At 60.9% G+C, this 25,932-nt stretch carries 19 protein-coding genes and 1 pseudogene; 15 read left to right on the forward strand and 5 right to left on the reverse strand.

Going from position 1 to position 25,932, the window contains the following annotated elements:
• Positions 1–37: 37 nt before the first annotated feature.
• Positions 38–376, reverse strand: coding sequence for a DUF1801 domain-containing protein (locus AC57BR_RS17655; RefSeq protein WP_496362864.1), 339 nt, complete (start codon positions 374–376; stop codon positions 38–40).
• 636 nt (positions 377–1,012) lie between these two features.
• Between AC57BR_RS17655 and AC57BR_RS17660 the strand changes: the two genes are divergently transcribed.
• A complete protein-coding gene (locus tag AC57BR_RS17660; RefSeq protein WP_496362866.1) occupies positions 1,013–1,603 on the forward strand; it encodes a sugar O-acetyltransferase in 591 nt (196 codons plus the stop codon).
• The gene (locus AC57BR_RS17665) at positions 1,603–2,241 is read left to right on the forward strand and encodes a TetR/AcrR family transcriptional regulator (protein WP_496362868.1); all 639 of its coding nucleotides are present in this window, start codon (positions 1,603–1,605) and stop codon (positions 2,239–2,241) included. Before AC57BR_RS17660 ends, AC57BR_RS17665 begins: the two co-directional genes overlap by 1 nt.
• A gap of 332 nt (positions 2,242–2,573) precedes the next feature.
• Here the strand turns inward: AC57BR_RS17665 and AC57BR_RS17670 are convergent, their stop codons facing one another.
• Positions 2,574–3,269 carry a TetR/AcrR family transcriptional regulator gene (locus AC57BR_RS17670; protein ID WP_496362870.1) on the reverse strand — a complete coding sequence of 232 codons (696 nt, stop codon included), beginning with the start codon at positions 3,267–3,269 and terminating at the stop codon, positions 2,574–2,576.
• 476 nt (positions 3,270–3,745) lie between these two features.
• On the opposite strand from AC57BR_RS17670, the gene AC57BR_RS17675 reads away from it, so the two are divergent.
• The 6 genes and pseudogenes from AC57BR_RS17675 (at position 3,746) to AC57BR_RS17700 (ending at position 11,170) form a co-directional block, all read left to right on the forward strand.
• Complete coding sequence (locus AC57BR_RS17675; RefSeq protein WP_496362872.1) at positions 3,746–5,362, forward strand: GMC family oxidoreductase; 1,617 nt, start codon at positions 3,746–3,748, stop codon at positions 5,360–5,362.
• Positions 5,355–7,148, forward strand: a complete 1,794-nt coding sequence (locus AC57BR_RS17680; RefSeq protein ID WP_496362874.1) for a thiamine pyrophosphate-binding protein — start codon at positions 5,355–5,357, stop codon at positions 7,146–7,148. Before AC57BR_RS17675 ends, AC57BR_RS17680 begins: the two co-directional genes overlap by 8 nt.
• Before the next feature lie 82 nt (positions 7,149–7,230).
• Positions 7,231–8,019, forward strand: a pseudogene (locus AC57BR_RS17685) (sugar phosphate isomerase/epimerase family protein).
• A gap of 15 nt (positions 8,020–8,034) precedes the next feature.
• Positions 8,035–9,342 (forward strand): ABC transporter substrate-binding protein, encoded by a 1,308-nt coding sequence (locus AC57BR_RS17690; RefSeq protein ID WP_496362876.1) that lies wholly within the window; start codon positions 8,035–8,037, stop codon positions 9,340–9,342.
• A 128-nt stretch (positions 9,343–9,470) separates the two neighbouring features.
• Positions 9,471–10,313, forward strand: coding sequence for a carbohydrate ABC transporter permease (locus tag AC57BR_RS17695; RefSeq protein ID WP_496362878.1), 843 nt, complete (start codon positions 9,471–9,473; stop codon positions 10,311–10,313).
• Positions 10,310–11,170, forward strand: a complete 861-nt coding sequence (locus AC57BR_RS17700; protein WP_496362880.1) for a carbohydrate ABC transporter permease — start codon at positions 10,310–10,312, stop codon at positions 11,168–11,170. The genes AC57BR_RS17695 and AC57BR_RS17700 overlap by 4 nt, the downstream gene beginning before the upstream one ends.
• A 424-nt stretch (positions 11,171–11,594) precedes the next feature.
• Here the strand turns inward: AC57BR_RS17700 and AC57BR_RS17705 are convergent, their stop codons facing one another.
• Positions 11,595–12,563: a LysR family transcriptional regulator gene (locus AC57BR_RS17705; RefSeq protein ID WP_496362882.1), complete on the reverse strand. Its 969-nt coding sequence runs from the start codon at positions 12,561–12,563 to the stop codon at positions 11,595–11,597.
• Between the two features lie 9 nt (positions 12,564–12,572).
• Positions 12,573–14,024, reverse strand: a complete 1,452-nt coding sequence (locus AC57BR_RS17710; protein ID WP_496362885.1) for an aspartate ammonia-lyase — start codon at positions 14,022–14,024, stop codon at positions 12,573–12,575.
• Between the two features lie 273 nt (positions 14,025–14,297).
• Between AC57BR_RS17710 and hisD the strand changes: the two genes are divergently transcribed.
• The 5 genes from hisD to AC57BR_RS17735 all read left to right on the forward strand — a co-directional run bounded on the left by hisD (position 14,298) and on the right by AC57BR_RS17735 (position 20,509).
• On the forward strand, positions 14,298–15,596 hold the full coding sequence (hisD, locus tag AC57BR_RS17715) for a histidinol dehydrogenase (protein WP_496362887.1): 1,299 nt from the start codon (positions 14,298–14,300) through the stop codon (positions 15,594–15,596).
• Between the two features lie 859 nt (positions 15,597–16,455).
• The gene (locus tag AC57BR_RS17720; protein ID WP_496362889.1) at positions 16,456–17,616 is read left to right on the forward strand and encodes an iron-containing alcohol dehydrogenase; all 1,161 of its coding nucleotides are present in this window, start codon (positions 16,456–16,458) and stop codon (positions 17,614–17,616) included.
• Positions 17,617–17,733: 117 nt separating this feature from the next.
• Positions 17,734–19,245 (forward strand): CoA-acylating methylmalonate-semialdehyde dehydrogenase, encoded by a 1,512-nt coding sequence (locus AC57BR_RS17725; protein WP_496362891.1) that lies wholly within the window; start codon positions 17,734–17,736, stop codon positions 19,243–19,245.
• Positions 19,246–19,489: 244 nt separating this feature from the next.
• On the forward strand, positions 19,490–20,164 hold the full coding sequence (locus AC57BR_RS17730; protein ID WP_496362893.1) for a Gfo/Idh/MocA family protein: 675 nt from the start codon (positions 19,490–19,492) through the stop codon (positions 20,162–20,164).
• Between the two features lie 102 nt (positions 20,165–20,266).
• Positions 20,267–20,509, forward strand: a complete 243-nt coding sequence (locus AC57BR_RS17735; protein WP_496362895.1) for a hypothetical protein — start codon at positions 20,267–20,269, stop codon at positions 20,507–20,509.
• A 286-nt stretch (positions 20,510–20,795) separates the two neighbouring features.
• On the opposite strand, the gene AC57BR_RS17740 is transcribed toward AC57BR_RS17735, so the two are convergent.
• On the reverse strand, positions 20,796–22,067 hold the full coding sequence (locus AC57BR_RS17740; protein WP_496362897.1) for an MFS transporter: 1,272 nt from the start codon (positions 22,065–22,067) through the stop codon (positions 20,796–20,798).
• A 1,300-nt stretch (positions 22,068–23,367) separates the two neighbouring features.
• On the opposite strand from AC57BR_RS17740, the gene AC57BR_RS17745 reads away from it, so the two are divergent.
• Positions 23,368–24,918 carry an APC family permease gene (locus AC57BR_RS17745; RefSeq protein WP_496362899.1) on the forward strand — a complete coding sequence of 517 codons (1,551 nt, stop codon included), beginning with the start codon at positions 23,368–23,370 and terminating at the stop codon, positions 24,916–24,918.
• A gap of 93 nt (positions 24,919–25,011) precedes the next feature.
• Positions 25,012–25,674, forward strand: coding sequence for a ThuA domain-containing protein (locus AC57BR_RS17750; protein ID WP_496362901.1), 663 nt, complete (start codon positions 25,012–25,014; stop codon positions 25,672–25,674).
• The last annotated feature ends 258 nt before the right edge of the window (positions 25,675–25,932 follow it).

Consider the following 25,932-nt stretch of genomic DNA (forward strand, 5'->3'; position numbering starts at 1 on the left):
AGGCATAAGGCAACCGCCAATTCGCCATCGACCCGTGTCAGGCAACTGCTTTCTCGACGAGCGCGCGAATCCTGGCCTCCGTCGCAGCGTCCAGCGAGGTGATGGTCCACGCGACCGGGTGCATGTGGGCGCCCTCTTCACGTGCGGGGTTCACAACTTCGCCAAAGCCGAATGCGATGAAGTCCTTATCCGGTTTGATGTAGCAGATGTCCTTCCCGTCCTTCACATAGAACGGGAGTCCCCAGCGGACGATCGGCTCCAACGAGGGCGCGCTCTCCCGGATGATGCGATGCAGGCGTTCCGCTATCTCACGGTACTGTGCGGGGGCTTCGCTGAGCTTGCTGAGAACGGCTGCGTCGCCTTTCTTCGTGAACATCGTGTTCCGGGCCTCCTTCAAATAGTTGTCATGCAATTGTTGCAGCCAGCCTCGTGCACCCGTGGACCACCGAAGGCGTCTTCGACCGGCGACGGCGCCAAGCCTACGTCGCCGGGGCGGGGGTAGTCGAGGTATACGATCCAACCGAGGACGATCCGCCATGCGGCTGGTCTCTTCGGGGTCGACGGTGATGCGCTCACAACCGGCGACGCGCAACGTGGCGTCCTGTGCCCCCGGGTTGACCAAGCCCATTTGGGAGCAGGTCACGATTCGAGAGAATGACGCCTGGGACCGTGGGCGCGACTGCACGTGCCACTAGTTACGAGCTGGGGGGCAGCTGCATGGGCTTCGACCCTGCAGCAGCCCACCCGCCGCCGAAACGTCAGGTTGGAATCTAAGACCTTCTCCATGGTGTGTCTAGAAATCGCGGTTTAGGCCCTATTCTGACAGTCTTTCCGCCACCTGCCTGACCTCAGGTTGGGGTGTAGTCAAAAAACCTCTAGGCGCAGCTCGTTACGCGTTTGCCGCATCCAGATCCGACGCAGGGGGCCGGAGAACGACAGGGGAACCGCATCGTTCGTCATAGAAAGCGAAAACCACGTGTACTGAGGCCTTCAGGTATGTACACTTGTACATATGGCGCGGGACTATTTCGCAGGTGATACTCGAAGCAATTTTGAGCGGATGAAGGCCGGTGACCTGTACATCTCCGATGATCCCGAAATCACGGCGAGGCAACAGCGGGCATTTCGGCTTGCTGAGGACTACCACAGGGCCTATGTGCGGGATGTATCGGCCGCGCAGAGCATTATTCGTGAGCTTATCGGCGATCTTGCAGAGGATGCACACATCCGTCCGCCTTTATACGTTGATTATGGTACGCAAATTAGTGTTGGGGAGGGCACGTTCATCAACTTCAACCTGACCGCGCTGGACGTTGCTCCTATTCATATCGGGAAGCACTGCCAAATAGGTCCGAGCGTGCAGTTGCTGACGCCTACCCATCCGGTGGAGGCCGAGGCCCGACGGGACAAGCTTGAAGCAGCCAGGCCTATTGTTATCGGAGATAACGTGTGGTTAGGCGGGGGAGCGATTGTCTTGGCTGGAATAACCATCGGAGAAAACAGCGTCGTCGGGGCGGGGGCTGTTGTCACGCATGACCTTCCCGCGAACGTGGTCGCGGTTGGTTCCCCTGCGCGAATCATCAAGACGATCGGTGATTCCTGATGGCCAAGCGGCGGTTCGACCCCAACCGGCGGGAACGGATCATTGAGGCGACGTTGGATTTGATTGCAGCGGAAGGCGTCGCGGGGACCTCTCATCGTAAGGTTGCAGCAATGGCCGACGTTCCCTTGGGTTCCATGACTTATCACTTCGCAGGCATGGAGGAATTACTGCAGGAGGCTTTTAACCTTTTCGCTACCCGTATCAGTGACCGGTTCGAGCGGCGGATGCGGGAGGCATCCAGCGTTACCGAGGTTAAAGAAGCTGTTGTGGAAATGATCCTGCAAGATACTTATGGTGACCGGAACGCGCTCGTCCTGACGCTGGAGCTTTACACGCTAGCTGCGCGCGAGCCAGGTTTCCGGCACCTTACCCACGACTGGATGATGCGCAGCAGACGGGCCTTCGAGCTTCACTTTGAGCCGGACGTGGCCCGGCAATTAGATGCCCTGGTTGAGGGCCTCTCCATTCACCGCGCCTTTGAACCTCACGAAAATGATCGGAAGCTGGTGACCGAAGCCGTTGAAAAGCTCCTGGCTGATTCCCGGCCCTCGAAGGCAGCCTACACGGATGACGCCGCGGTGAAGTTTTCTGATACGGGTGCCGGTTCTGGCTCCCCGGCTGTGGCCGAGCTCTCTTGACTAGGCCCCATACCGCGCTCCGCGGCCATAGCCCATAGGGATCTGCTGACTTCATCCAAGGCGTCCTGACGTGAGCTGCTTGGGGGACGCTTCGCACGAGTGCGGGACTGTTCCCTGGTGCGCGGAGCTGGTGTGAGACGCAGCTCCTGCGCCGCCGCCTCCTGGTTTGTTGCCGCCAAAGGGTCAAGAATAATGAGTCCTTCTGTGCCCGGTGTCGAAAGCCCCGCGGGGCTGATCGGATTGTTATTGGGTTCATGTCTGCTGTCGTTAGTCATAGTTTTGCCGGCAGTGTTCGTGATAGCCGCTTCTCAAGCAACTGAAACGGACGTAGATCAAAGTCCGGCAATGACCCGACGTACGGTCTCGAGAGTCGGCGGCAAGTGATCGGCGTCGCGGCAGATGCATTCACGCAGCGTCAAGCCCTCCATCAGCAAACCGACGATGACAGCCGTCATTGGGTCGAAATGATGCTCGAGGACTGCAGTGGCGCTCTGGAGCCAGGACCGGGAAATTTCGCGGCTGGACGGCTCCCTGAGAGCGAAGGCTTGAAATTCGCGAGCCAGGGCTAAATATCGGGGGGGATTGGCTTCTGCATCTTCGTGAATGATGCGAACAACTGCTTCTGCCGCTTCTTGCAGGTTCTGCGCTCCGTTCATACCTGCATCCAGCCGGGCAACATGCTCGAAGACAAAGCGTCTGAACGCATTGAGAAGGAGGTCGTGCATGCTCTCGAAGTGATAGCTCACCGACCCCAGCGGTACATCTGCCCTCGTCGCGACGCGGCGGTAGGTTGTGCCAGACAGTCCGTGCTCGGCAACCACATCGAGGGCGGCGGCAATGATGCGTTCACTGCGGCCGGGATCAAAACGGCGGCTGCGTGGGTTGCCGCTTTCCGAAACGTTCAGGGAAGCGAGCCCTTCGGGGTTGCCCTCAACCGGGAGCGGAACGCAGCCTGCGGCTTCAGCGTCCCAGGTCGTAGTCGGGGCGGGGGAAGGTGCGATGTCTTTGTTGACAGCGGGTTCGGCCATTTTGTTCCCTTCTACACAAGCTGGTGCAGGCCGGCTCAGGCCTGAAATCTGCCGCTGAGCGCCTGTGGCGAGCAAACGAAGAAACGAGGCTGCTCCACTTGGGCGAACGGGACGACGAGCCACCGTCCGCCATAGAACTCGACGTACGAGTCCGGGGTGCACTTGGCAAAAGCTTCTTCCCGCGTCATGGTTTTCCCTTCCCTATCGATACGTACGTACATACACTGGCTTTCTTATAAGTACGATCGTACACTAATTTCAGCTTGATGTGATTCGAATCACGGAAGAAGGCTGGACCGGAGCGCGAAAGCAGGCCGAAAACGACTTTATCCAAAGTTCATGCTTGAGTAAATGCCAGTAGCGTGTACTCTTACTTATGAGTGAGGCGCCTCACGGGCGGCACTTCGGCACTCGTAGTCCTCGAAGCGAACCCAATTCAGGCAATCAGAGATGCACCAATTCGAGAGGTTTTAGGAATGGCTAATGAGGCTCCCTTGCAGTCCGATGGTCCGGCAAGGACGAGGTATGACGTTGTCATCGTCGGAAGCGGCATGGGTGGTGGCACCCTTGCCTATGCTCTGAAAGACAGCGGAGCCAGCGTTTTGCTCATCGAGCGGGGAGGATTTGTCCCGCAGGAACCGCAAAACTGGGATCCGGATGCCGTGTTCGAGCATGGCCGATACAAAAACGCTGAGAAGTGGTATTCATCGTCCGGAGAGCCCTTTAGCCCTGGCACGTACTACTACGTCGGGGGCAACACGAAGTTCTACGGCTCTTCGCTGGTGCGCTTCCGCCGGGAAGACTTCGCCGCCTCCGAACATGAAGACGGAACTTCACCGCAGTGGCCCTTCGACTATGACGATATGGCTCCTTATTACACACGAGCAGAGCACGTCTACAAAGTCCATGGCGACCACCGCGACGATCCCACATTGCCCAGGGATGAACCGTTCCCTTATCCCGCAATTGGACACGAGCCAGAAATTCAAGCCGTCGCGGACGGCCTGCGCAAACAGGGACTCACTCCTTCCAATATTCCCCTGGGTATCGACTGGAGGCAGGGTGGGACGTGCATCCGGTGCCGCACCTGTGATGGGTTCCCGTGCCGGGTCCTGGCGAAAATGGACGCAGACGTCGCCTGCGTACGGCCGGCCTTGGAAACCGGCAACGTCGAGATCCTGACCGGCGCCTACGCCGAAAAGGTTCTAACGGACGCTTCAGGACGAACCGCAACCGGTGTCCAGGTCGTCGTCGGTGGCAAGAGCATCTTCATCGAGGCAGGCAAGGTCGTAGTTTCCTGCGGCGCGGTCAACTCCGCAGCGCTGCTTCTCAGGTCGGCAAGCGACAAACATCCCAACGGGCTCGCCAACTCGTCGGGAATGGTCGGCCGGAACTATATGGTGCACAACAACAGCATCATGGTTGCCTTCCATCCCAAGCGAAACAAGGTTGAGTTCCAGAAGACGCTCTACTTCAATGACTACCTGCTCAAGGGAATCAAAGACTTTCCTTACCCGCTGGGCCACGTCCAACTGATCGGCAAGCTGCAGGGTGCCATGCTGGTCGGGCAAAAGCCCCTCATCCCCAAGTGGGCGCTGGACATCGCTGCCGGCCACAGCGTCGACTGGTGGCTGTTTACCGAGGACCTTCCCGACCCCGAAAACCGGGTGACCTTGAGGGACGACAAGGCAATCCAGATCAACTGGAAACCAAACAATGTCAGGGCCCACCAGCTTCTCGTAAGAGAGGTCAAGCGCATCCTGCACAAGATGGGCTACCCGATGATCTTCAGTGAGACCACAGGAATTGCCGTGAATTCCCATCAGGCAGGAACCATCAAGGCGGGGGAAGACCCCCGGACCTCGGTGCTCGACCCCACCTGCCGCACCCACGATGTCGACAACCTCTTCGTCGTTGACTCGTCCTTTTTCCCATCGCTACCCGTGATGAACCCGGCGCTGACGATTGCCGCAAACGCCTTCCGCGTTGCTGACCATGTCGTGCCTGGCGCGAGCCAGCACTGGGCAGCGGCACGTCAGAACCAATTTCTACCGATAACACCCGTACTTACAGGAAGTAACCACAATGACTGAGAAGCAGCTGACCGGTGGACAAATGATTGTCGACTGCCTCATCCGCGAAGGCGTCGACCGTGTCTTCGCCGTGCCGGGCCACGGCAACACCGCCCTTCTGGATGCCTTCGTTGACCGCTCAGACGAAATCCAGGTAATACCCGCCATGCACGAGCAGGGCGCTGCCCACATGGCGGACGGATACTACCGGGCCTCGGGCAAAATTGCGGCTGTGTGCACCTCTATTGGTCCTGGGGCCACCAACACACTGACCGGTTTGGTAACAGCATTCGCTGACTCCCAGCCCTTCATCCTTATCACCGGCGCCGTCCACACCTACATGGAAAACCGCGGCGTACTGCAGGAAATCGACCGCCCTCATGGCAACAACTTCCCGCGCATGGCCGAACCCGTTGTCAAGCGCTGGTGGCAGCCCAGCCGTCTCGAGCAGATCCCCACGATCATGGCCCAGGCATTCAACACGATGAATGAAGGCCGCAAAGGCCCCGTCCTCGTTGACGTACCCCAGGACCTGCAGGCAGAGTTCGGCACCTACGTGCACATTCCGGGTGACCGGCGTCCGCGTACCCGCCCGACAGGCGATGCAAAGACCACCGCTGAAGCTGCTGCCCTGTTGGCTTCCGCCAAGCGCCCCGTCATTCTCGCTGGCGGTGGCGTCATCGCGGCTGACGCCACCGCGGAACTGCGATCGATCGCCGAACGCCTCGGTGCGCCGGTGACGCACTCCTTCATGGGCAAGGGCGCATTCCCAGCCGACCACGAACTCTATGCCTGGCCCTGCGGTGACATGGGATCCATTCCGGGCAACAGGATGACGACCCAGGCCGATGTCATCCTCGCCGTCGGATGCCGCTTCAGCGACCGCATCACCTCCTCCTACAAAGAGGGAATCACCTTCAATATCCCGTCCAATACCAAGCTCGTCCAAATCGACATCGATGGATTCGAGATCGGACGCAACTACCCCGTCGAGGTCGGCATTGTCGGTGACGCGAAAAGCTCGCTCGCGCTGCTGCGGGAACAGCTGGGCGATGGCCCCGACTACCACGGCACGGAGTACTTCGAAGAACTCCAGGACTATAAACAGCGCTGGGAGGACCACCTCGCCCCGATGCGCGAAACTGACTATCTCCCCATGACCAACTCCCGTGCCATGGTGGAGATCCGCAAGGCCCTGCCGCGCGAAGGCATTCTGGTCACGGACTCCAGCAACCCCGCCAACCAGGCCTTCAACGAGTTCCCCATCTACGGGCCCAAGACCAACATCGTCGCCGGCGGTATGTCCGGCATCGGTTTCGGTCTGCCTGCCGCGATCGGCGCCCAGATCGCCGTCCCGGGAACTCCCGTCCTGGCCATGGTCGGTGACGGCAGCTTCCTGCAGACCGGAACCGAGCTTTCAACCGCTGTGATGCTGGGAACCCCTCTCGTCGTCGTTGTTTTGAACAATGGTGGCTGGGAGGCCATCAAGGACCTGCAGATCAGCCTGTTCGGCGCGGACCGGCGGCTCATCACAAACTGGTGCACCCCGGACGGGAAGCCCTACTTTGCCAACATCGCGGAATTCGCCCGCTCCCTCGGATGCACTGCCGAACGGGTTGAGGATCCCGCCCGGCTCGCGGAAGCGATTGAACGTGGTTTCGCCACGGAAGGCCCCGTTGTCATCGAAGCCATGAGCGCCCACGAGCTGCCCTGGAGCGAGATGCACCCGACCGGTTGGTGGGACATCGCCGTCCCCGCCTACCACGGTGAGACCCGCGACGAGTACGTAGCTCAGCGCGGATTCTAACGAGGTAAAAGCCATGGGAAATATCAAGCTTGGTCTCAATCTCGAGTTTGCACGCTACGAAAATGAGTCCTTCGACTGGGCTATGGATCGAGCGGCGGAAATCGGCTACCAGTACGTGGAGCCCATGGTCCACTGGGGCCGTGAACTCCTGAGCGAGGCCGGCTACTTCCACAGCAGGTCCATGTTGGATGACCCGCTGAAGCTAAAGCATGCAGCGGAAAGCCGCGGACTGCAGATCTCCTCGATCTCCAGCCATGCGCCGCTGGCTAAACCAGACATCGCAGTGGACTACCTCAAACAGGCCATCCGCTACGCAGCTGAATGCGGCGCACCAATGATCATGGTCGACGACGGGCCCGTGCCCGGCTGGACCACCGAGGAGGAGAACTTCACCTTGATGAAGTAGACCCTCCAAGAAGCCGCCATGGTCGCAGAACCACGTGGCATCGCCATCGCCATCGAAACCCACGGCCCCCACACGGCAACACCTGAAGGGCTGGATCGGCTGATGAAGCTGATCGATACCCCTGTCCTGACCATCAACCTGGACACCGGCAACAGCTACCTGAGCGAGAACGATCCTCACGCTTGGCTGGAAGACATTATCTCTAACGTCACCCATCTTCACGCCAAAGATGTCTCCGTAGAGGACGCCCAAAAATACCGCGGAAAAGTCCGCGGGATGCTTGGCTGCGCCTGCGGCGAAGGCGTCATTGATTGGGAACGCATCATTCGCACCCTGGCATCCGCTGACCACGACACAGTTCTCTCCGTTGAGTGCGGGTCGTTGGATGCCGCAACCAAGAGCTTCCACTATCTGAACGACGTCGTGAGGCGTGTAAGCCAACAATCTCCCCAACCCATCAGCTAAACCGGAGGAATAGTAATGAACAACAACGCATCGCTGGTCTCTAACATGTCCCGGCGCGGCTTTATCTCCCTTGCCGGGGCAGCAGCGCTGACAGCCTCACTTTCCGCATGCGCCGCAGGAGGAGGAAGCTCCGCAGCTTCTGGAACATTGAAGTTCTGGGACATGCCGTGGGGTCCATCCGCGTACGCCGCTGAAGCAGAAAAGCTTGCAAAGTCCTTCAAGGGCGCCGGGAACGTCAAAGACGTCTCTTACCAGCAGGTTCTCTGGAACGGCTTCAACGAGACCTACTCATCAGCCATCGCGTCAAAGACCGGCCCGGCCGTATCCACCGGTGGCGGCTTCCAGGCCTTCCAATTCGCAGCACAAGGCGCCGTTGAGTACGCGGACAAGCTCATCGAATCCTTTAAGTCCAATGGTCTTCACGACGACTTCCTGCCCAACGTCCTTGATGCGATGAAGACCCCGGAAGGTTCAGTCGCCGTTCCTTGGGCCGTTGACATCCAGACCCTCTGGTACCGGAAGTCCGTGCTTGAGGCCGCGGGCGTCGCCGCACCTACCACATGGCCCGAATTCATTGAGGCCGGAAAGAAGATCGCAGCCAAGGGCTACTACGCCTGGGGCATCAGCGGAGGCAGCGGCAACTTCGGGCCCATGGCCATCCTCAGCCTGATGATCAACAACGGCGGCGGTCTGTTCAACGACGGCGGCGAACTCGACATCGTGACGGACCGGAACACCGAAACCGCGGAGTTCGTCATTGAGGCGGTCAAGGCAGGCTTGACCGACCCCGGGGCCGTAAGCCTGAAAGACGACGATCTGGTCACCCAGTGGACCAACAAAAAGATCGGCATGGGCTTCTACTACCTGGGCCTGGACGAGGCCCTTGGTGACAAGGACGTCGTCGTCATGAATCCGCTCACGGGACCCCATGGAGACACAGGCACAATCCAGTACGTCAACAACATCATGATGTACAAAAACACCGCCTCCCAAGAGGCTTCGGAGGCATTCGTCACCCACTACCTGCAGAACATGAAGGTCCTGTGGGAGAAGAAGCTGGTCTCGCAGCTGCCGGCGCTGAAGTCGATCGCCGAAGCCCCGTTCTTCACCGCAAGCCAGTCCAACGTTGAAATCGTGAAAAAGTGGCAGCCGATCGCGAAGACCCTTGCTACGAAGGGAAGCCAGTCGTCTGCCAAGCTCGCCGCGATCGACGGCGGCCAGGCAATGGCTGATTTCTGCCAGACCCTGCTCGGAGGCAAGAGCGATGCCAAGTCGGCCCTCACAAAACTCGAGAGCGATATCAAGGCTGTTGTGTCGTCATGACTTCCCAATCTTCGCTAGTTGATACACCCGCGGGGCGGTCCCAAGCCGCCCAGGGGGCGAAGTCACAACCCTCAGCCCGCCGAAACAAGCCCCGGCGCCAGCACGTGGCCGGACAGTCGCGTGCGACGATGGCGATCCTGATCGCCCCGTCGGTCATCATCCTTTTGCTGACCAACGCATACCCGATCGTCTACGCTGCATTCCAGTCCGTCCACGACGGATCGCTGATCAACGCCGGTGACTTCGTTGGTTTGGATAACTTCGCCCGCGTCCTCAGCGGGGAGGCCTTCTGGAAGGCCGCCGGCTTTACCTTGGTCTTCACCATCACCGGCGTCTTTGGCAGCTGGCTGGCAGGCCTCGGAATCGCACTCGTACTGCAAAAAAGAGTTCCGGCACGTGGTCTGATCAAGACACTGCTGCTACTGCCATGGGTGGTCCCGGTCGTTGTCTCGTCAACCTCCTGGAACTGGCTCTTGGGCACAGACTCCAGCCCCATCCCCACGCTGTTCCGCTCACTGGGGCTGGGCGAAGTACGGTTCCTTTCAGATCCCTTCCTCGCCCAGGTCATTGTCTGCTTGTTCATCGTGTGGCTGAACTTTCCCTTCATGATGCTCATGATGAGCGCCGCGCTCACTTCGGTTGACGAAAGTGTCTACGAGGCAGCAAAGATCGACGGCGCCACACCGCGCCAGCAGTTCATGTACATGACTCTTCCCATCATCGCCAAGCCGACGTACATCTCCTGGGTCCTGATGACGATCTTCTGCGTCAACGAGTTCCCTGCGATCTACCTGCTGACGCACGGTGGCCCGGTAGGATCCACCAGCACCCTCGTCGTGCTGGCGTACCGGACTGTCTTCCAAAACTTCCAGACCGGACCGGGTGTGGCCATCGCCTTCATCATGACCATCGCTCTGGCCACCGTCGCCACCTTCCTGTTCAGGCAGATCCGAAAGTCGAGAGTCGAATGACCACCACCCAGCTCACACGGAACCTCCGAAGCGCTCCGATGCGTCGGAACCTCGATCCGGCCGACCGTGGAAAATGGAAGCGCTTCTGGCTGCTGACCGCGATCGCAGCAGTCGCACTGGTCCCCATTGCAGGCACTTTTGTGCTGTCGTTGCGAGCCGACAACGGTACAGGCGACTTCACGCTGGAGAACTTCGTCCACGTCATCGTGGACACGCAGGTGGTGGCATGGCTCCTGAACAGCCTCCAGGTGACGCTTGCAACGGTCGTGGTCTCCGTGCTGGTCGCTGCCCCCGCCGGCTACGTGCTTTCTCGGGGCCGCAGCCGGCTCGTTGAAGGCTACTCGCTGCTTCTGTTCGTCATCCAGTCACTGCCGGTCATCACCTCCGTCATTCCCTTGTTCATCCTCTTCTCGGGCCTGGGGCTCGCCGACAACCTCATCGGCATCACGATCCTGTACGTGGCCAGCTCAATGTCCGTGGCCACCTGGATGATGGCCTCCTACATGGACGGCATCCCGGGCAGCCTGGAAGAAGCATCCTGGATTGACGGGGCGTCTGTTTTCGGCAGCTTCTGGCACATTGTTCTGAGGAACTCGCTGCCCGGGATTCTCTCCACAGCGATTTTCACGTTCCTGATGGCATGGAACGACTACCTCGTGGCCAGCATTTTTCTTCGGTCATCAGGGACTTTCACGCTCCCCATCGGTGTGCAGACGTTCTTCCAGCAGCACTCAACGGACTGGGGTTCGGTGATGGCAGTAGCGGTCATCATGATGCTGCCACCGGCCATCGTGTTTGCAACCCTCAACAGGTACTTCAGCGTCGGCGGCGTCGCCGGATCCCTGGCGGGGCGGTAGCCGCCTCGGCAAGGCGCACCTCTTTCCACCGTCTGGCACGTGGCCGGTTCTGTTTAGACCATCACGTGCCAGACGATTCCTTACCTAACAATGAATTCGAGAACGGAGGAGTTTCCATGGATACGAACGGTAACCCGGTGGAGCAGCTGGCGGTTCCCAAGGCAGACCTGTACCTGCCTTTTGGGGCAACAGATCCGGATTTCCACTTTCCCGCGGATGGTGACCGGACCGGCAGGTTCTCCCGGTGGCTACGCTCCTTGCCCGTTTTCGATCGGTAGCGCCGCGGCACTCCCGCAACCAGCGGGGGGTGTAGTCTCTGCCTATTTGCAGAGATGAAAGGTGGCCGGCACCTGGAGGTGCCGGCCACCTTTTGCGTTCTCTTCGGCCCGGCCGCTTGCCGCTCCACGTGGGTAGGCCGTGTCGATTAGCGGCCTTCTCCCAGGAATGCCTCAATATCGTGTCCGCCGTCGAGTATTTCAGCGGTGCCATGATCTGAGCTTTGGTGGTCGATCAGGGCCGAATGCGCCAGTCGGGCCATTTCCTTCGTGGCGGGGGAGAGCAGCTGGCCACGACGCTTGATCAGTGCAAGGGTGTCGAACATCGGTTCAGCCATAGAAACGGCGTGCAGCCCCAAGGGGTAGACCTCTGACTCCAGAGAAGCCCGGCACGCGATGGTGTCACCGAACCCGTCAGCCGCCAGTGACAGGGCTGCCGAAAGGTACTCCACCTCGATTCCGGCGTTAAGTGTCAGTCCTTCAAGGCGTGCTCTGGCCGAAAGCTGCTTGCGGGCAGGGTCGGTTCGGGCGTAATGGGCATCGTAGAGAATGAGCGGCGCGCTGCAGATGGCCTCAATGCTCGGCGGCGCTTGAACGCGCTCCGGCACTGCGCTGACGTAGACGACTTCGTCTCGCGCAAGTGGCAGCACGTCGAGGGTGTCGTCCTCGACGGGCAGGGTCACAAGGCCGGCTTCGAGGTGGCCTGCTACGACGTCGCTGACAGTCTCTGCGCTGTTCTGACCGACGAGTCGGATGCGAACATTGGGATGCTTTTGACGGAAACGCTTGGCCAGATCCTGCTGGATGTAGAACTCAGCATTGCGCAGCAGTCCGAAGGTTGCCGTGCCGCCGCCAAGGGACAGCAGCGCGTTGACCGCCTCGGTGCCTTGCTTGGCGGAGAAAACGGTCTGTTCTGCGTAGGGGAGCAGCTCCTCGCCGGCGGTTGTTAGCAGCAGCACGCGGCCGCTGCGGTTGAACAGCGGCACTCCGAATTCTCCTTCAAGCCGACGGATCAGGTCCGACACCGCAGGCTGGCTCATGCCGAGCTCCACAGCTGCCGCGGTGAATGTCTGTCCGGTGGCAGCCGCCACGAATGCCTCAAGCTGGGCCAATGTCATAAGACAATCCTATAGCTCTCGTGGGGATAGCACCGTCAAGGCAGGGGTTTCCGGCAGCTTTCCCCCTCTGGCGATTACCGCAGTGTGCAGCAGCTGCGCCAGAAGATCAGGACCGAGGAGGCCGCGGTCAAGAACAAGGTCGGTAACGGCCCTGCCCGTGCAGAGGGATTCAGCTGCAATCTCCCCGGACAATTTGTATCCGAGGTATGGGCTCAGGGCTGTGACGACTCCGATGCTGTTGGCGACGTGATCTTCCAGTGTCTGCTCGTTGGCAGTGATACCTTCGACGCACGCCTCGCCGAGGGCGGTAACGGCCACCCGAAGGTGGTCGATACTGCGGAACAGGCTGGCAGCGATTATTGGCTCGAAGGCGTTCAGCTGCAGCTGCCCTGATTCTGCGGCCAGGGACACGGTGACGTCCGCTCCGATGATGTCGAAGACGACCTGATTCACCAATTCAGGAATGACCGGGTTTACCTTCCCCGGCATGATGCTGGAACCGGCTTGCCTCGCCGGGAGGTTGATCTCAGCCAGGCCTGCCCGTGGGCCCGAAGACAGAAGGCGCAGGTCGCTGCTGATTTTTGAGAGCTTAACAGCAGCCCTTTTCACGGTGGCGGAAATCAGGACAAAGACGCCGCAGTCCTGTGTGGCTTCGACGAGGTCGGGGCTGGTGGTCACCGGAAACCCGGTAATGGCCTCGAGTTTCGCGCGGACGATCGATGCGTAGCGCGGATGGGGGTTCAGGCCGGTGCCAATGGCCGTAGCCCCAAGATTGATCTCATGCAGGTGGGCTACCGCCTCTTCAAGGCGCGCTACGTCCTCCCGGATGGTCACCGAGTAGCTTCTGAACTCCTGTCCCAGCGTCATCGGGACCGCGTCCTGCAGCTGGGTCCGCCCCATCTTCACGACATGGTCGAACTCACGCGCCTTCCGTTCGCAGATGCGCTGGAACTCTTCCAAAGCCGCAATGAGGCCCCTGCAGCCGCTGATGGTGGCGAGCTTCAAGGCCGTTGGGTAGACATCGTTTGTCGACTGGCCCATGTTCACGTGCTCGTTGGGGCTCACCACACCGTAGGACCCCCTGGGCTCGTCCAGGTGCTCCAAGGCCCGATTGGCGATGACCTCGTTGGCATTCATATTGGTTGAGGTCCCAGCCCCGCCCTGGATCAGGGAGACCGGAAACTGGTCCTGGAAAAGCCCGGACCTCAGTTCCCGGCAGGCTTTAACGACGGCTGTTCCGACCCTGGCATCCAGCAGCCCCAGCTCCATATTCGCTTCCGCAGCCGCTTCCTTCACGCCGGCCAGGGCAGCCACAAGACCAGGCGCGCTCCCAACGGTTTCACCCCGCAATCGGAAGTTCTCCGTGGCCCTGAGCGTATGGATTCCCCAGTAAACGGCGGCGGGGATGTCCCGCGCACCCAACAAGTCAGCTTCGACACGTGTTTGGCGTACATCGGCCATGCTTCACCACCTAACTTCTCCCGGGCCGGCTTCACTCCTGTCGACTCGCAACAGGCACTAGGCGGCCAAATCTTGACCATAACAAAACGCGTAGCTGTATGACAAAAACATAAGTTTTAGTTTGATTAGAGTCCACTGGGTGGACCTAACAATAAGTAAATACTTTCTTTTCTGGCTTAAGTAGGCATGCAATGCTATGGTTGGATCGTTTCCAAGTAACGTGGAGCACACGCACTACTTGCGCTCTGGCTCCTGCAACGAAAGAGAAATCCATTGCGCGCTTCCCTCAAGAATGCTGAAGTCACCATTTCCGACCCGACCTCGCCTCCCGGTGTGCGGGAAACCGTCGAAGCTGTCATCGCCGACATCCGTGAACGGGGCGACGCGGCCGTCCGTTCCTATTCCGAGAAGTTCGACAAGTGGTCTCCCGAGTCGTTCCTCCTGTCCCGCGACGAGATCGATGCCGCCATCGCCCGACTCCCCGAACAGACCGTGGAGGACATCAAAACCGTCCAACGCAACGTGGAAAGATTCGCCCGCCTGCAACTCCAGTCCTTGACAGAGTTTGAAGCAGAAGTCGAACCCGGGATTATCCTCGGACAGAAAAACATCCCCATTGACGCTGTAGGCGCCTACGTTCCCGGCGGCCGTTACCCACTTCTGGCCTCCGCCCATATGACCATCGTGACCGCAAAAGTTGCCGGCGTCCGCAGAGTCGCTGCGGCAACACCCGCCGCCGGCGGAGTGGTTCCCGACGCCTCCATCGCCGCCATGCACTTGGCGGGAGCCGACGAGATCTACCTCCTCGGTGGGGTTCAGGCCGTTGCAGCCCTCGCAGTGGGCACCGAGACAATCGCGCCAGTCGATTTCCTGGCTGGCCCGGGCAACGCCTATGTGGCCGAGGCCAAGCGTCAGCTGTTCGGTGAGGTCGGCATCGACCTCTTCGCCGGCCCCACCGAGGTCCTCATCGTCGCTGATGAGACGGCCGACCCGTTCCTGATCGCGGTTGACCTGCTCAGCCAGGCCGAACACGGCCCGGACTCCCCGGCAATCCTCGTCACGACGTCACGTGAGGTTGGGCAGCAGGTGTTGGCAGAAATCGACCACCAACTGGTTGGCCTGTCCACCCGCGCCGTCGCAGAAGTGGCATGGCGGGATCACGGCCAGGTGATCCTGGTCGAGGATCTGAAGGAGGCCTACGCGGTAGCAGATGAGTTCGCCAGCGAACACGTCCAGATCCTCACCCGCAACCCCCGTGAAGCCCTGGACAACATGATCAATTACGGGGCCCTGTTCCTGGGCGAAAACACCTGTGTGTCCTTTGGAGACAAAGTCATTGGCACCAACCACGTTTTGCCCACTCGGCATGCGGCCCGCTACACGGGCGGCCTCTGGGTTGGAAAGTTCATCAAGACAGTGACGTACCAGGAGGTGACGACAACCGCCGCCAGCGCTGAACTGGGTGAGCTGCTGGGCAGGGCGGCGCGGGCTGAGAACTTCGAAGGCCACGCGCGATCCGGTGACATCCGGGCCGCTCGTGTCCGGGACGAACGCCCGGCCTGGGCCTACTAGCGCCGCAACTGGTGGAGTGCCTGCCATGGGCGCTCCACCGGGGCTCATCCCGAAAATTCGCGCCGTCCCGGACCGCCGCGGTTCCTTACCGTTCCTCGTTCGACATAACAACAAACCGGTTGTCGGATCGACGGTGCCATCATCTGTAAGCGTTCAAAGCCGTGGGACTTCGGCCAGGACGGAGCTGAAGTACGGAGGGAGCATTGCATGGGGACAAAGACTCCGCGGCGCATGCCCGGGGACGAAGAACCGGATTCTGACCGGCCGGCCGGCCTCATGGCCTGGTTCCTGGCGGGCAGTTCCGAACAGGCGCCGCCAACCATGGTGCCCAGCGGCAGCTTGTTCTCCACCCTCTACGCGGCCAGCCACATGCCCGCTTCGCCACGGAACATGGCGGGTGCGCACCCAGATGAGGGTGCCGCCCGTGCGGGCGAAGGAACCCCGAAGCGGCCACACGTCCCCGAACAGGCACCATCCCTTAAGCCCCCCGTCAAAAGGTTGGACAAGTCGTGAATGGTTATGTTGTGCCGTATTTGTGGAACCCCGCGTACGCACGGAATGTATCGCGGCTCGTGCAGGACTGGACTTCCGTCAGGGGACAGACTGTCGAGGTTTGGCACGCCACCTTCCCAACATGGGCGGGAGTGGTGGAAGACGTCACCGCCGATGGGAATATCCTGTGGCTCGCTGCTGATGGCCCCGTCACCAGATTGATGGTCGAGAGAGCGGAAGGCTATGAGATCTGGTCTGCCTAGGCGCCTAAACGCCCGGCGTGACCCCCAGGGCTGATGTCGAGCCAATGTATTCGCAAACTGCCGCCAATCTCGCTAGCGGCTAACAACAACAACGAAGGTGTCCAATGGTCGCTGATATTGCCCTCCCGAGAATCATCAAAGTCGGCGGGGGAGCCATCCACAGCGTCGGAGTGCTGCTCGAGGAATTGGGCTCTGTCCGACCGCTCATCGTAACCGATTCGTTCATGCTGACCACCGGGATTGTGGAGGCAGTCACTCGGTCCATCCAGAAGAACGGGTTCGCCGCGGCGGTATTTTCAGGCGTCGTGCCCGATCCCACCACGGATTCATTGGGACAAGGCGTCCAGGCTGTCCGCGACCACGGGGCTGACGTCATCATCGGTCTGGGTGGGGGGAGCGCCATCGACACGGCCAAAGCCCTTGGCCTCCTGGGTCGCCAAGGTGGGCGGATGCGTGATTTCAAAGCACCGCGGAACAACAACGGTCCGTCGGTCCCCGTCATTGCGATTCCGACCACGGCCGGCAGCGGCTCGGAAGCTACTCAGTTTACGATCATCAGTGATTCTGAGACGCAGGAAAAAATGCTGTGCGCCGGCATCTCGTTCCTGCCGGTAGCGGCCGTGATTGACTACGAACTCACGCTCTCCATGCCTTCCCGCCTGACGGCCGACACGGGCATCGACGCACTGACGCATGCCATTGAGGCCTACGTGAGCCGAAAGGCCAACCCGTTTTCCGACTCGTTCGCCTTGTCGGCCATTAGAACCATCGGCCCTAACCTACGCCGTGTGTACAGCGACGGGTCGAACGCGAAGGCCAGGGAAGCGATGATGCTTGCGGCAACGCAAGCGGGAATTGCCTTCTCGAACTCCAGCGTGGCCCTGGTTCATGGAATGAGCCGGCCCATCGGCGCGCACTTCCACGTAGCCCACGGCCTGGCCAACGCCATGCTGTTCCCCTCGGTGACGGAGTTTTCAGTATCTGCCGCCGAAACACGATATGCGGACTGCGCACGGGCCCTCGGCGTAGCCGGTTCATCCAGTTCAGACGAGTACGCTGCCGGGGCCCTCGTGGCCGAACTTCACGCACTCAACCATGACCTCCAAGTTCCAACGCCCGAGGCCTTCGGCATCGGGCGCGAAGCCTGGGAAACCAAGATCCCCCTCATGGCCGAACAGGCACTTTCGTCAGGTTCTCCGGGAAACAACCCGATCATCCCCGACCTCGAGCAGATCCAGGGCCTCTACAAGGAGATCTACGCCTGAGCCACCAGCAGGCCTACCGGACCTACACCGGCCACAAGAACCGCCAGCGCAAGCTGCTCGGCTAACCCTCCATCAAAGCCACAGCCCCCGAAGCCTCAGACCAAGGAAGTCATCTCTATGTCAACGACGACCGTCACCACCACCATCAACCACTTCATCAACGGTGCCGAGACCGCCGGCGAAGGCGACCGCACCCAGCCCGTGTACAACCCGGCCACCGGGGCCGTGTCGGCTGAGCTGCGTCTGGCCAACCGCGGCGACCTGGACACCACCGTCGCCGCCGCCCGCAAGGCTGCCGACTCCTGGGGTGACATCTCCCTGGCCAAGCGCACCGCCGTCCTGTTCAGGTTCCGCGAACTCGTCGCCAACCACATCGATGAGCTTGCCGAGCTGATCACCGCCGAGCACGGCAAGGTCCTCTCCGACGCCAAGGGCGAGATCGGCCGCGGCCTGGAAGTCATCGAATTCGCCTGCGGCATCCCGTCCCTGCTCAAGGGCGACTACTCCGACCAGGTCTCCACCGGCATCGACGTGTTCTCCTTCCGCGAACCCCTCGGTGTCGTCGCCGGCATCACCCCGTTCAACTTCCCGGTCATGGTCCCTTTGTGGATGGCCCCGATGGCGATCGCCACCGGCAACGCCTTCATCCTCAAGCCCTCCGAACGCGACCCCTCCGCATCCTTGCTGCTGGCCAGGCTCTGGAAGGACGCCGGCCTGCCCGACGGCGTCTTCCAGGTCCTGCACGGCGATAAGGAAACCGTCGACGGCCTGCTGACCCACCCGGACGTGGACGGCATCTCCTTCGTTGGCTCCACCCCGATCGCCAAGTACGTCCACGAGACCGCCACCGCCCACGGCAAGCGCGTCCAGGCCCTCGGCGGGGCGAAGAACCACGCCATCATCCTGCCCGACGCCGACCTGGACAACGCCGCCGACCACCTCGCCGCCGCCGCGTTCGGTTCCGCCGGTGAACGCTGCATGGCCATCTCCGTCGCCGTCGCCGTCGGTGACGCCGCGGACCTGCTGGTCAAGAAGGTCGAAGAACGCGCCACCGCCGTGAAGGTCAACAACGGCACCGTGCCCGGCGCCGAAATGGGCCCGGTCATCACCCCCGCCTCCAAGGAACGGATCGTGAAGATCGTCACCGAGGCCGAAGCCGCCGGTGCCGCGATGGTCGTGGACGGCCGCGACCTCGTCGTGCCGGGCCACGAAGAAGGCTTCTGGGTCGGGCCCACCGTGCTCGACCATGTCAAGACCGAAATGACCGCCTACCAGGAGGAGATCTTCGGACCCGTCCTCGTCGTCGTCCGTGTTGACACCCTGGAGGACGGCATCAAGCTGATCAACTCCAACCCGTACGGCAACGGCACCGCGATCTTCACCTCCTCAGGCGCGGCAGCACGGAAGTTCCAGCGCTCTGTCACCGTCGGCATGATCGGCATCAACGTGCCACTGCCCGTCCCGGTGGCCTACCACTCCTTCGGCGGCTGGAAGGCCTCGCTCTTCGGCGACAAGCACATCTACGGCCCCGAAGGCGTCTCCTTCTACACCCGCGGCAAGGTCATCACCTCACGCTGGCCCGAACCCACCCACGCCTCCGGCGCCTCCTACAACTTCCCCTCCAACTAGGACCTCGGACGGCGTCGGTGGTTGCATCGGGGTGATGAAGCCGCCGACGCCGTTGGGTCTGGAGAGCAGAACCTTGATTCCACGTTTCGCGTTCTCGATGCTGATCCTGGTCGTCGTCGGATTGGTGCTGTGCATCCCGGCTGCCAGTACTGCCCTCTTTGCTTTGGGGCTCGTGCCTCTGCTGGTTGGGGCAGGCGGGCTATCGGCCGCATGGGTGACATACGCTTCGGACGGGCAAGGATAAATGACAAGCGCGCCACCCCTCAGCTGGGGTCTCGTGGGTGCCAGCGACATTACGGCGACCCGGATGATTCCCGCGATCCGCAGAGTCGGAGACACCGTCGCCGGCGTCGTCAGTGGCGACAGGAAGCATGCCAAAACCTATGCCGTGCGCAACAGCATCCCCAGACACCACGATGATCTTGATTCTCTCCTGTCTGACGGCAATATCGAGGTGGTCTACATATCCAGCCGGAACGAGCACCACCATCGTCAAACACTGGCAGCGGCGGCAGCCGGCAAGCACGTCCTTTGCGAAAAACCGCTCGCAACAGATCTCGATAAATCATACGAGATGCTGGCCTCATGCGAGCAGTCCGGCGTGGTACTGGCCGTCAACCATCACCTTCCTGCTGCCGGAACACATCGAAAGATCCGTGAACTGGTAGGCGGGGGGCGCATCGGGCGGCCGCTCAGTATCAACGTCCGGCACTCAACGCTGCTGCCCGACCGCCTGCGGGGGTGGCGGCTGCTCGAAAACGTTCCGGGCGCCGGGGTGGTCATGGACCTTTCATGTCATAACGCTTCGATCGTGAACGCTGCTGGGGACCCGCCCGCTGGATGTTGTCGCTTCGAGCCTTTCCCAAGGCAGGTGGTCGTCCGGAGCCGAGGACGCGTCCAGCGCCTCCATCCGGTATGACGAATCAGTCCTCGTCGACTTCCAGGCTCGTTCACGCTGCCCTTCACCCCGTCCTACATCCAGGTCAACGGCGAGCATGGCAGCATTCTGGGTATCGACGTCATGACCCCGGAGCCGAATGGCTCAGTCATTCTGGCTGACCGGCGCGGCCGGCACGAGGTCCGGATCAACGACCGCCGGCACACGTATGACATCACCCTCGAGCACTTCAAATCGGCGATATACGAGGGATCCCAGCCCATCGTGGACGGCCTGGACGCCATAAACGCCTTGTCCGTCAGCATCTCGATCCTTGAGGCAGCACGCACCGGCCAGCGTCAGCCCATTGACTTCCTCGTCCGCTGACATGTAGGTGCCGGTTACCGGTTTCAAGGCCGCGGGTGCCGGCCGACGGAGCCGGTTCCGGCACGCACAGCGTACGTATGCCGATAGTAGCGGTGAGTAAGGAACATGTCCGGGCGCAGCACAGCACGCCTAACGGGTTGCCGACGCCTGCTGTCCCGGGAGGGAACCCATCCACCTCCTGCAGGGAGCCCGGAGCCACTGGCCCCACAGCGCGCGTGGCCGGTCGAAGGATTCACGCGGCAGCGCCGGGAAAGGAAACCCGGGGACATCCCCGGTGGCGGCCGTGTTATCCTTCTGGCCGGTCGCTGGAGGATCCAGCCAACGCAGGAAACCCCGCCGGTGTCCCCGTGGCTTCCCGCGCCACCGCCTTGGCCAGGAATATCCCCAGAACACAGAAGATCAGGGGAAGGACGAGGGCCGCTGTCAGACTCACGAGTCCGCCTAACCAGCCGATGATGGCCGGCCCGGCCAGCAGGCCGACGTACCCGCAACTGACCACACGGCCCAATGTCTTCCCGGAATCCGATTTTCCTGCGTCTCCGGCAGCCGTATAAACCTGAGGGATGATGCCTGCGAGGCCGAGCCCGAACAGGATCCACCCCAGCAGGGAAAGCGGGTAGACACCGGAGGTGACCACAGCGAGCATTCCCCCTCCGGCGACCAGCGAACCATATCGAACCACGTTTACCGGTCCGAATGCATGGGCCACACGGTCAGCCAGAAGCCGCCCCAGGGTCATCGCGGCGGCGAACGCGCCGTACGCAAGGGCCGCCGCGGCTTCAGGCTGGTTAAGCCGCTCGACGGTTTGAAGGGCGCTCCAGTCGTTGGCAGCCCCCTCGGACAACAGGATAAGGAAAGCCAAGACCGCCAGCGTAAATACGCGCCCACGCCGGCGGGGGACTGGAACGCCCTCCGCAGGGGCGGCGTTTTCCGCCGTGCCGCCATGAGGAAGTCCGGCTTCGAGCCGCCTTTCCTGCGCCCGGGGCAGCAAAGCAGGCGCTGCAAAGGAAATGGCCGCCACTCCCAGCAGACTCGCAAACAGCAGCGTCCAGGGCAGCTCCAGACTCAAGGACTGAGCGGCGGCACCGGCAACTGCACCCACCGCACCACCGAGGGAATAGAAGGCATGGAAAGCTGACATGATCGGTCGACGATATCCGCGTTCAACGACGACGGCATGCTGATTCATCGCTACGTCCGTGACCCCATGGCCCAGACCAAAGATGAACAAGGCCAGTCCCAGCGATACCGGATCACTCGCCAATCCCGGGAGATTAACAGTGACGACCAAAATGACCAATCCGAGCCCGGTCGAGGCACGGCTTCCGAACCGCCCGATCAGTCTCCCTGCAAATTGCATCGAAACGAGCGCCCCCAGTCCCAGGAGCAGGATCAGCCCGCCGAGCACAGCATGTGAAGTTGCTGTCCGCTCCTGGATCGCGGGGATATTAACCAACCAGATGGCTGTTAAGAAACCCACGAGAGTGAAAGCACCGAAGACGCCCCATCGTGCCCGCACCAACTGGCGCGTGTTGCTGATAACGTCTGGCATCTTCATCCTTGGTGTGTAGGAAAACAGGATCAGGAAAGTACAACGGCGCGAGCGTTAATATGCCCGTCCAGCAAAGACCCTCGGCGTTTGAAGCAGCCTCTTGGCCTGTGGCATGGCGCGAACGCTTCATGCCGGTGGGGGCGGCACGGTGCTAGCCGATGACGTATGCAGTTCCCACTTGGAAGGATTAGACTCCATCGGGACTTCTGCGTACGATCGTACACAAGTGGCCGGCCCGGGTAAAACCGTGCAACCTCCTATAGTGCTGCCCCGTCCCCAGCAGGCAGCCTCCACGGCCAATCATGCCAAGCGGCAGCCTGCCCTCAGCCCCACGCTCACGAATTTTTTTGGAGAACCATGGAAACCTCGGTCCTTGCACTTTTCCTCGCCGGCAAAGCAGGGGAGGCGCAAAGCGCCCTTCCCAAGGCCCCGATAGTCGCCACGGAATCGGCAGGACGGGCAGCGGTATGGGCTTCATTTCGGGGCGCCCTCGCCACCAGCCTGCATCGTGCTGCGTGGGCGGTCGAACCCGATACTCGTCGCAGGGGCTAAGGAGTCGAACCGGGGTGAACTAGAAGCCCCGTGCTTGAGGTGTCGCGGGATCAGCCAATTGTGGGTGCCGCCCTGGGTTTGTTTGACCTAGGAAACTTTCATGGTCTGTGGCAGAAGTCCGGCTACGGCAATGTGCCCAGCGGCGATGCACTCCGGCACTGGCGTTCCGGCAAACGATGATGCTTGCGCGGTTCCATGGCTGATCTGCTAACAGAAATGGCACCTCCTCCTTCTCCCATTCCCGCCTCAGCAGTTCATGGGCCTCGCCGTCCCTCAAGACAAGTCTGCGTTCTGCTTCAGCCTTGTCTGCCTGGTCCGGCTCCGCTTGCCGCTCGATTCGGCCTGGACTCGTTTCCGTCCCTGGCGCTCGTGCCACCCGATTCACGTCAGGCCGCCCCCTTCCTTGGCGCCGCATCCGACTAAGCAGATAGGCCCACAGACCTGCTCTCGAGCAGCTGGGGTACTAGCGACCGAAACCTCTTGCGCGTACGATCGTACACAAGCGACTTCCTAACGAGGACAGGATGCGAGACTCAGCAGTTGCGGAGTGTGGCCATAGGGACCGCCACCGTGGATGGCGGGCGTCAAAAGGTTAACCTTGATTAAAGATACTTTATGTGTATTCTTGCTTATAGTGATGCGAGTCACCCAATAAGGGGTTGCCGGGCACCACGTGTGGATCGGACAACCCAATGTCCAAGGCAACCAGCAGATCGAGGCTTTGGGCACGATACTCAAACTTTCAAGAGGAACCATGAGCACTGACGTTCACAATCCCGAAGCTGAGACCTTTGTGACGCCGCAGACCAAGGGGCAATGCGCCGCAGGGGCCGGTGCATCCGGGCAACTGCGTGGCACAATGGGCACGCTGCAGCTAGCCTTGACCGTCTTGGCGATGTCGGCACCTATCGGCAATGTCACCGGTGTGCTGCCACTGGGCATCACACAGGGCAACGGGATCGGAACGCCGATGATCTATGCGTTCGTCGGCTTGATCTTCCTGCTGTTCGCTGTCGGGTTCACCACGATGACGAGGAACCTCCCCAAGCCGGGCGCCTTCTACACCTACATCACGGCGGGCCTGTCACGGACCATCGGCCTCGGTTCCGGATTTCTTGCCGCCGTCACCTACCTGGTGTACATGGTCGGCAGCTACGCCTTCTTCGGAGTTTCAGTCGGAAACGTGCTCGACGCTTTTCACGGCCCCTCCATACCTTGGTGGATCTGGGGTGCGGTGGCATGCGTCATCATCACTGTCCTAGGCCACTTCAACGTGGAACTTTCCGGCAAGGTCCTTGCGGTTTTCATGGTGATGGAAGTTGTGCTGGTCATGCTCTTCAACGTGCCTGTCCTGGCAACAGGCGGCCCCCAGGGCTATCAGCTCGAATCCTTTGAGCCCTCCCACGTCTTCTCCGGCGAGCTGGGTGTGGCCACGTTGTTCGCGATCACGTGCTTTCTCGGGTTCGAGTCATCAGCCATTTACCGGGACGAGGTGAAGCAGCCCGATAAGACGATCCCCCGTGCGACCTATCTTGCGATCATCGGCCTTGGCGGCTTCTACATCCTGACATCCTGGGCCCTGGTGACTTTTTGGGGTCCGGACCATGTCGCAGCGGCGGGTGCAGCGAACCCCACGATTCTCTTCAACGGTGGATTCAAGTACTACATGGGCAGCACCCTGACGGAGGCCATGGTCGTCCTGGTCGTCACAAGTGTCTTCGCTGGCGCCCTCTCCACGCACAATTCGCTTTCGCGGTACCTGTATTCACTTGGCAAGGACGGTATTTTGCCGTCGCGCCTGGGCGCTGCACACAGCAAACACGGCTCACCCGCTTATGCGTCAGCCGCTGCGACTGCCGCGGCCGTCCTGGTCACTCTGCCTTTCCTCTTCAGCGGCCTGGACGCCGTTGCGATGTACTCATCAATGTTCGCGCTGGGTACGTTTGCCCTGCTGATCCTGTTCACCCTCACCACCATTTCGGCTCTGCGCTACTTCCGAATCATCCGGCACACGGAGGGCCGCTGGAACACACTCATCGCCCCGGTCCTGGCCCTGGCCGGTCTAATCCTCCTCGTCACACTGACATCGATGCACTTCTCGATGTCGATCGGGGCACCCCAATGGGTGGCCATGGGAGAACAACTCCTTCTCATCGCGATTCTGATCGCAGGAGTCCTGATTGGACTTCGATGGCGCAGGACCCGGCCCACGGTTTTCACTCAAATCGGCGGGGGCGCGGGTGAACACCACGACCTTCGCAAAGCGGAGTCCCGGCCGACGACGGCGACAATTACCGATAACTAAGCAACCCAAACCGCCGGCAGCGGGGGGGTTTCCTGAAACTATCTCCATGCCGCCAGCCAGTCACATCAACTCCAACCGCGAAGGAAAAACCGGATGACGAGGGCGCTCTATCTATACGGTGGATGGCCAGGCCATAACCCTTACGGAGTAGCGGAATGGACCCGCGGCCTACTGGACGAGCTTGAATTCCAGGTTGACGAATCCACCGATATTTTTGTCCTGGACCAGGATCTCACCGGCTACGACCTCATCATCAATAACTGGAACAATGCCCTGCTCAGTGAGACCCTCACCCCGTCACAGGAGGCCAGTCTGCTTGGTGCGGTGCAGGCCGGAACCGGATTCGTTTCGTGGCACGGCGGGGGAGCCGCCTTCCGCGGGAGCGTGATGTACCACATGATGCTCGGCGCGGACGTGTTCTACCACCCGGCAGGCGAAGGGACCCGGCACCCCTACCCCCTATACGTCGTGGACCGGGAGCACCCCATCACCGCCGACATCGACGACTTCCAGGCTGCCAGCGAGCAGTACTACATGAATGTGGACCCGCGCAATCACGTGCTGCTTGAAACCGTGTTTGATGGTGAACATATGCCATGGCTTGCCGGACAAAGAATGCCCCAGGCATGGACCAAGCAGTGGGGGGACGGCCGCATCTTTTACAGCGCGCTCGGCCACTATCTCGATGACCTCACCGCTGCTCCGGTCCAAGAGCTAATGCGTCGTGGCTTCATGTGGGCACGGCGCGATCACTGACCCCACGTCCTCGCCAAAGGAACGGAAGGCCGGAGCAAGACGCATTAACTGCGAACGGCGCTTACTGGCCTAACCTGTGCCGCATGCTGAGGCAAGCGGAGTACGGGCAGCGCAGTGTGTCAGCGATGCCGGGCCAATTCACTCTCGCTAAGAGAACCAAATCTGTAGCGCCGACAAAGGGGGAAATTTGTCAGGTTGGGGTGTAGCCCAGTCTGACTGAATGCAAGAACAACGAATAACTTGTCTTGACGCTTCCAA

It is taken from the genome of Arthrobacter sp. BGA-UO-ETr-C19, from assembly GCF_059568005.1.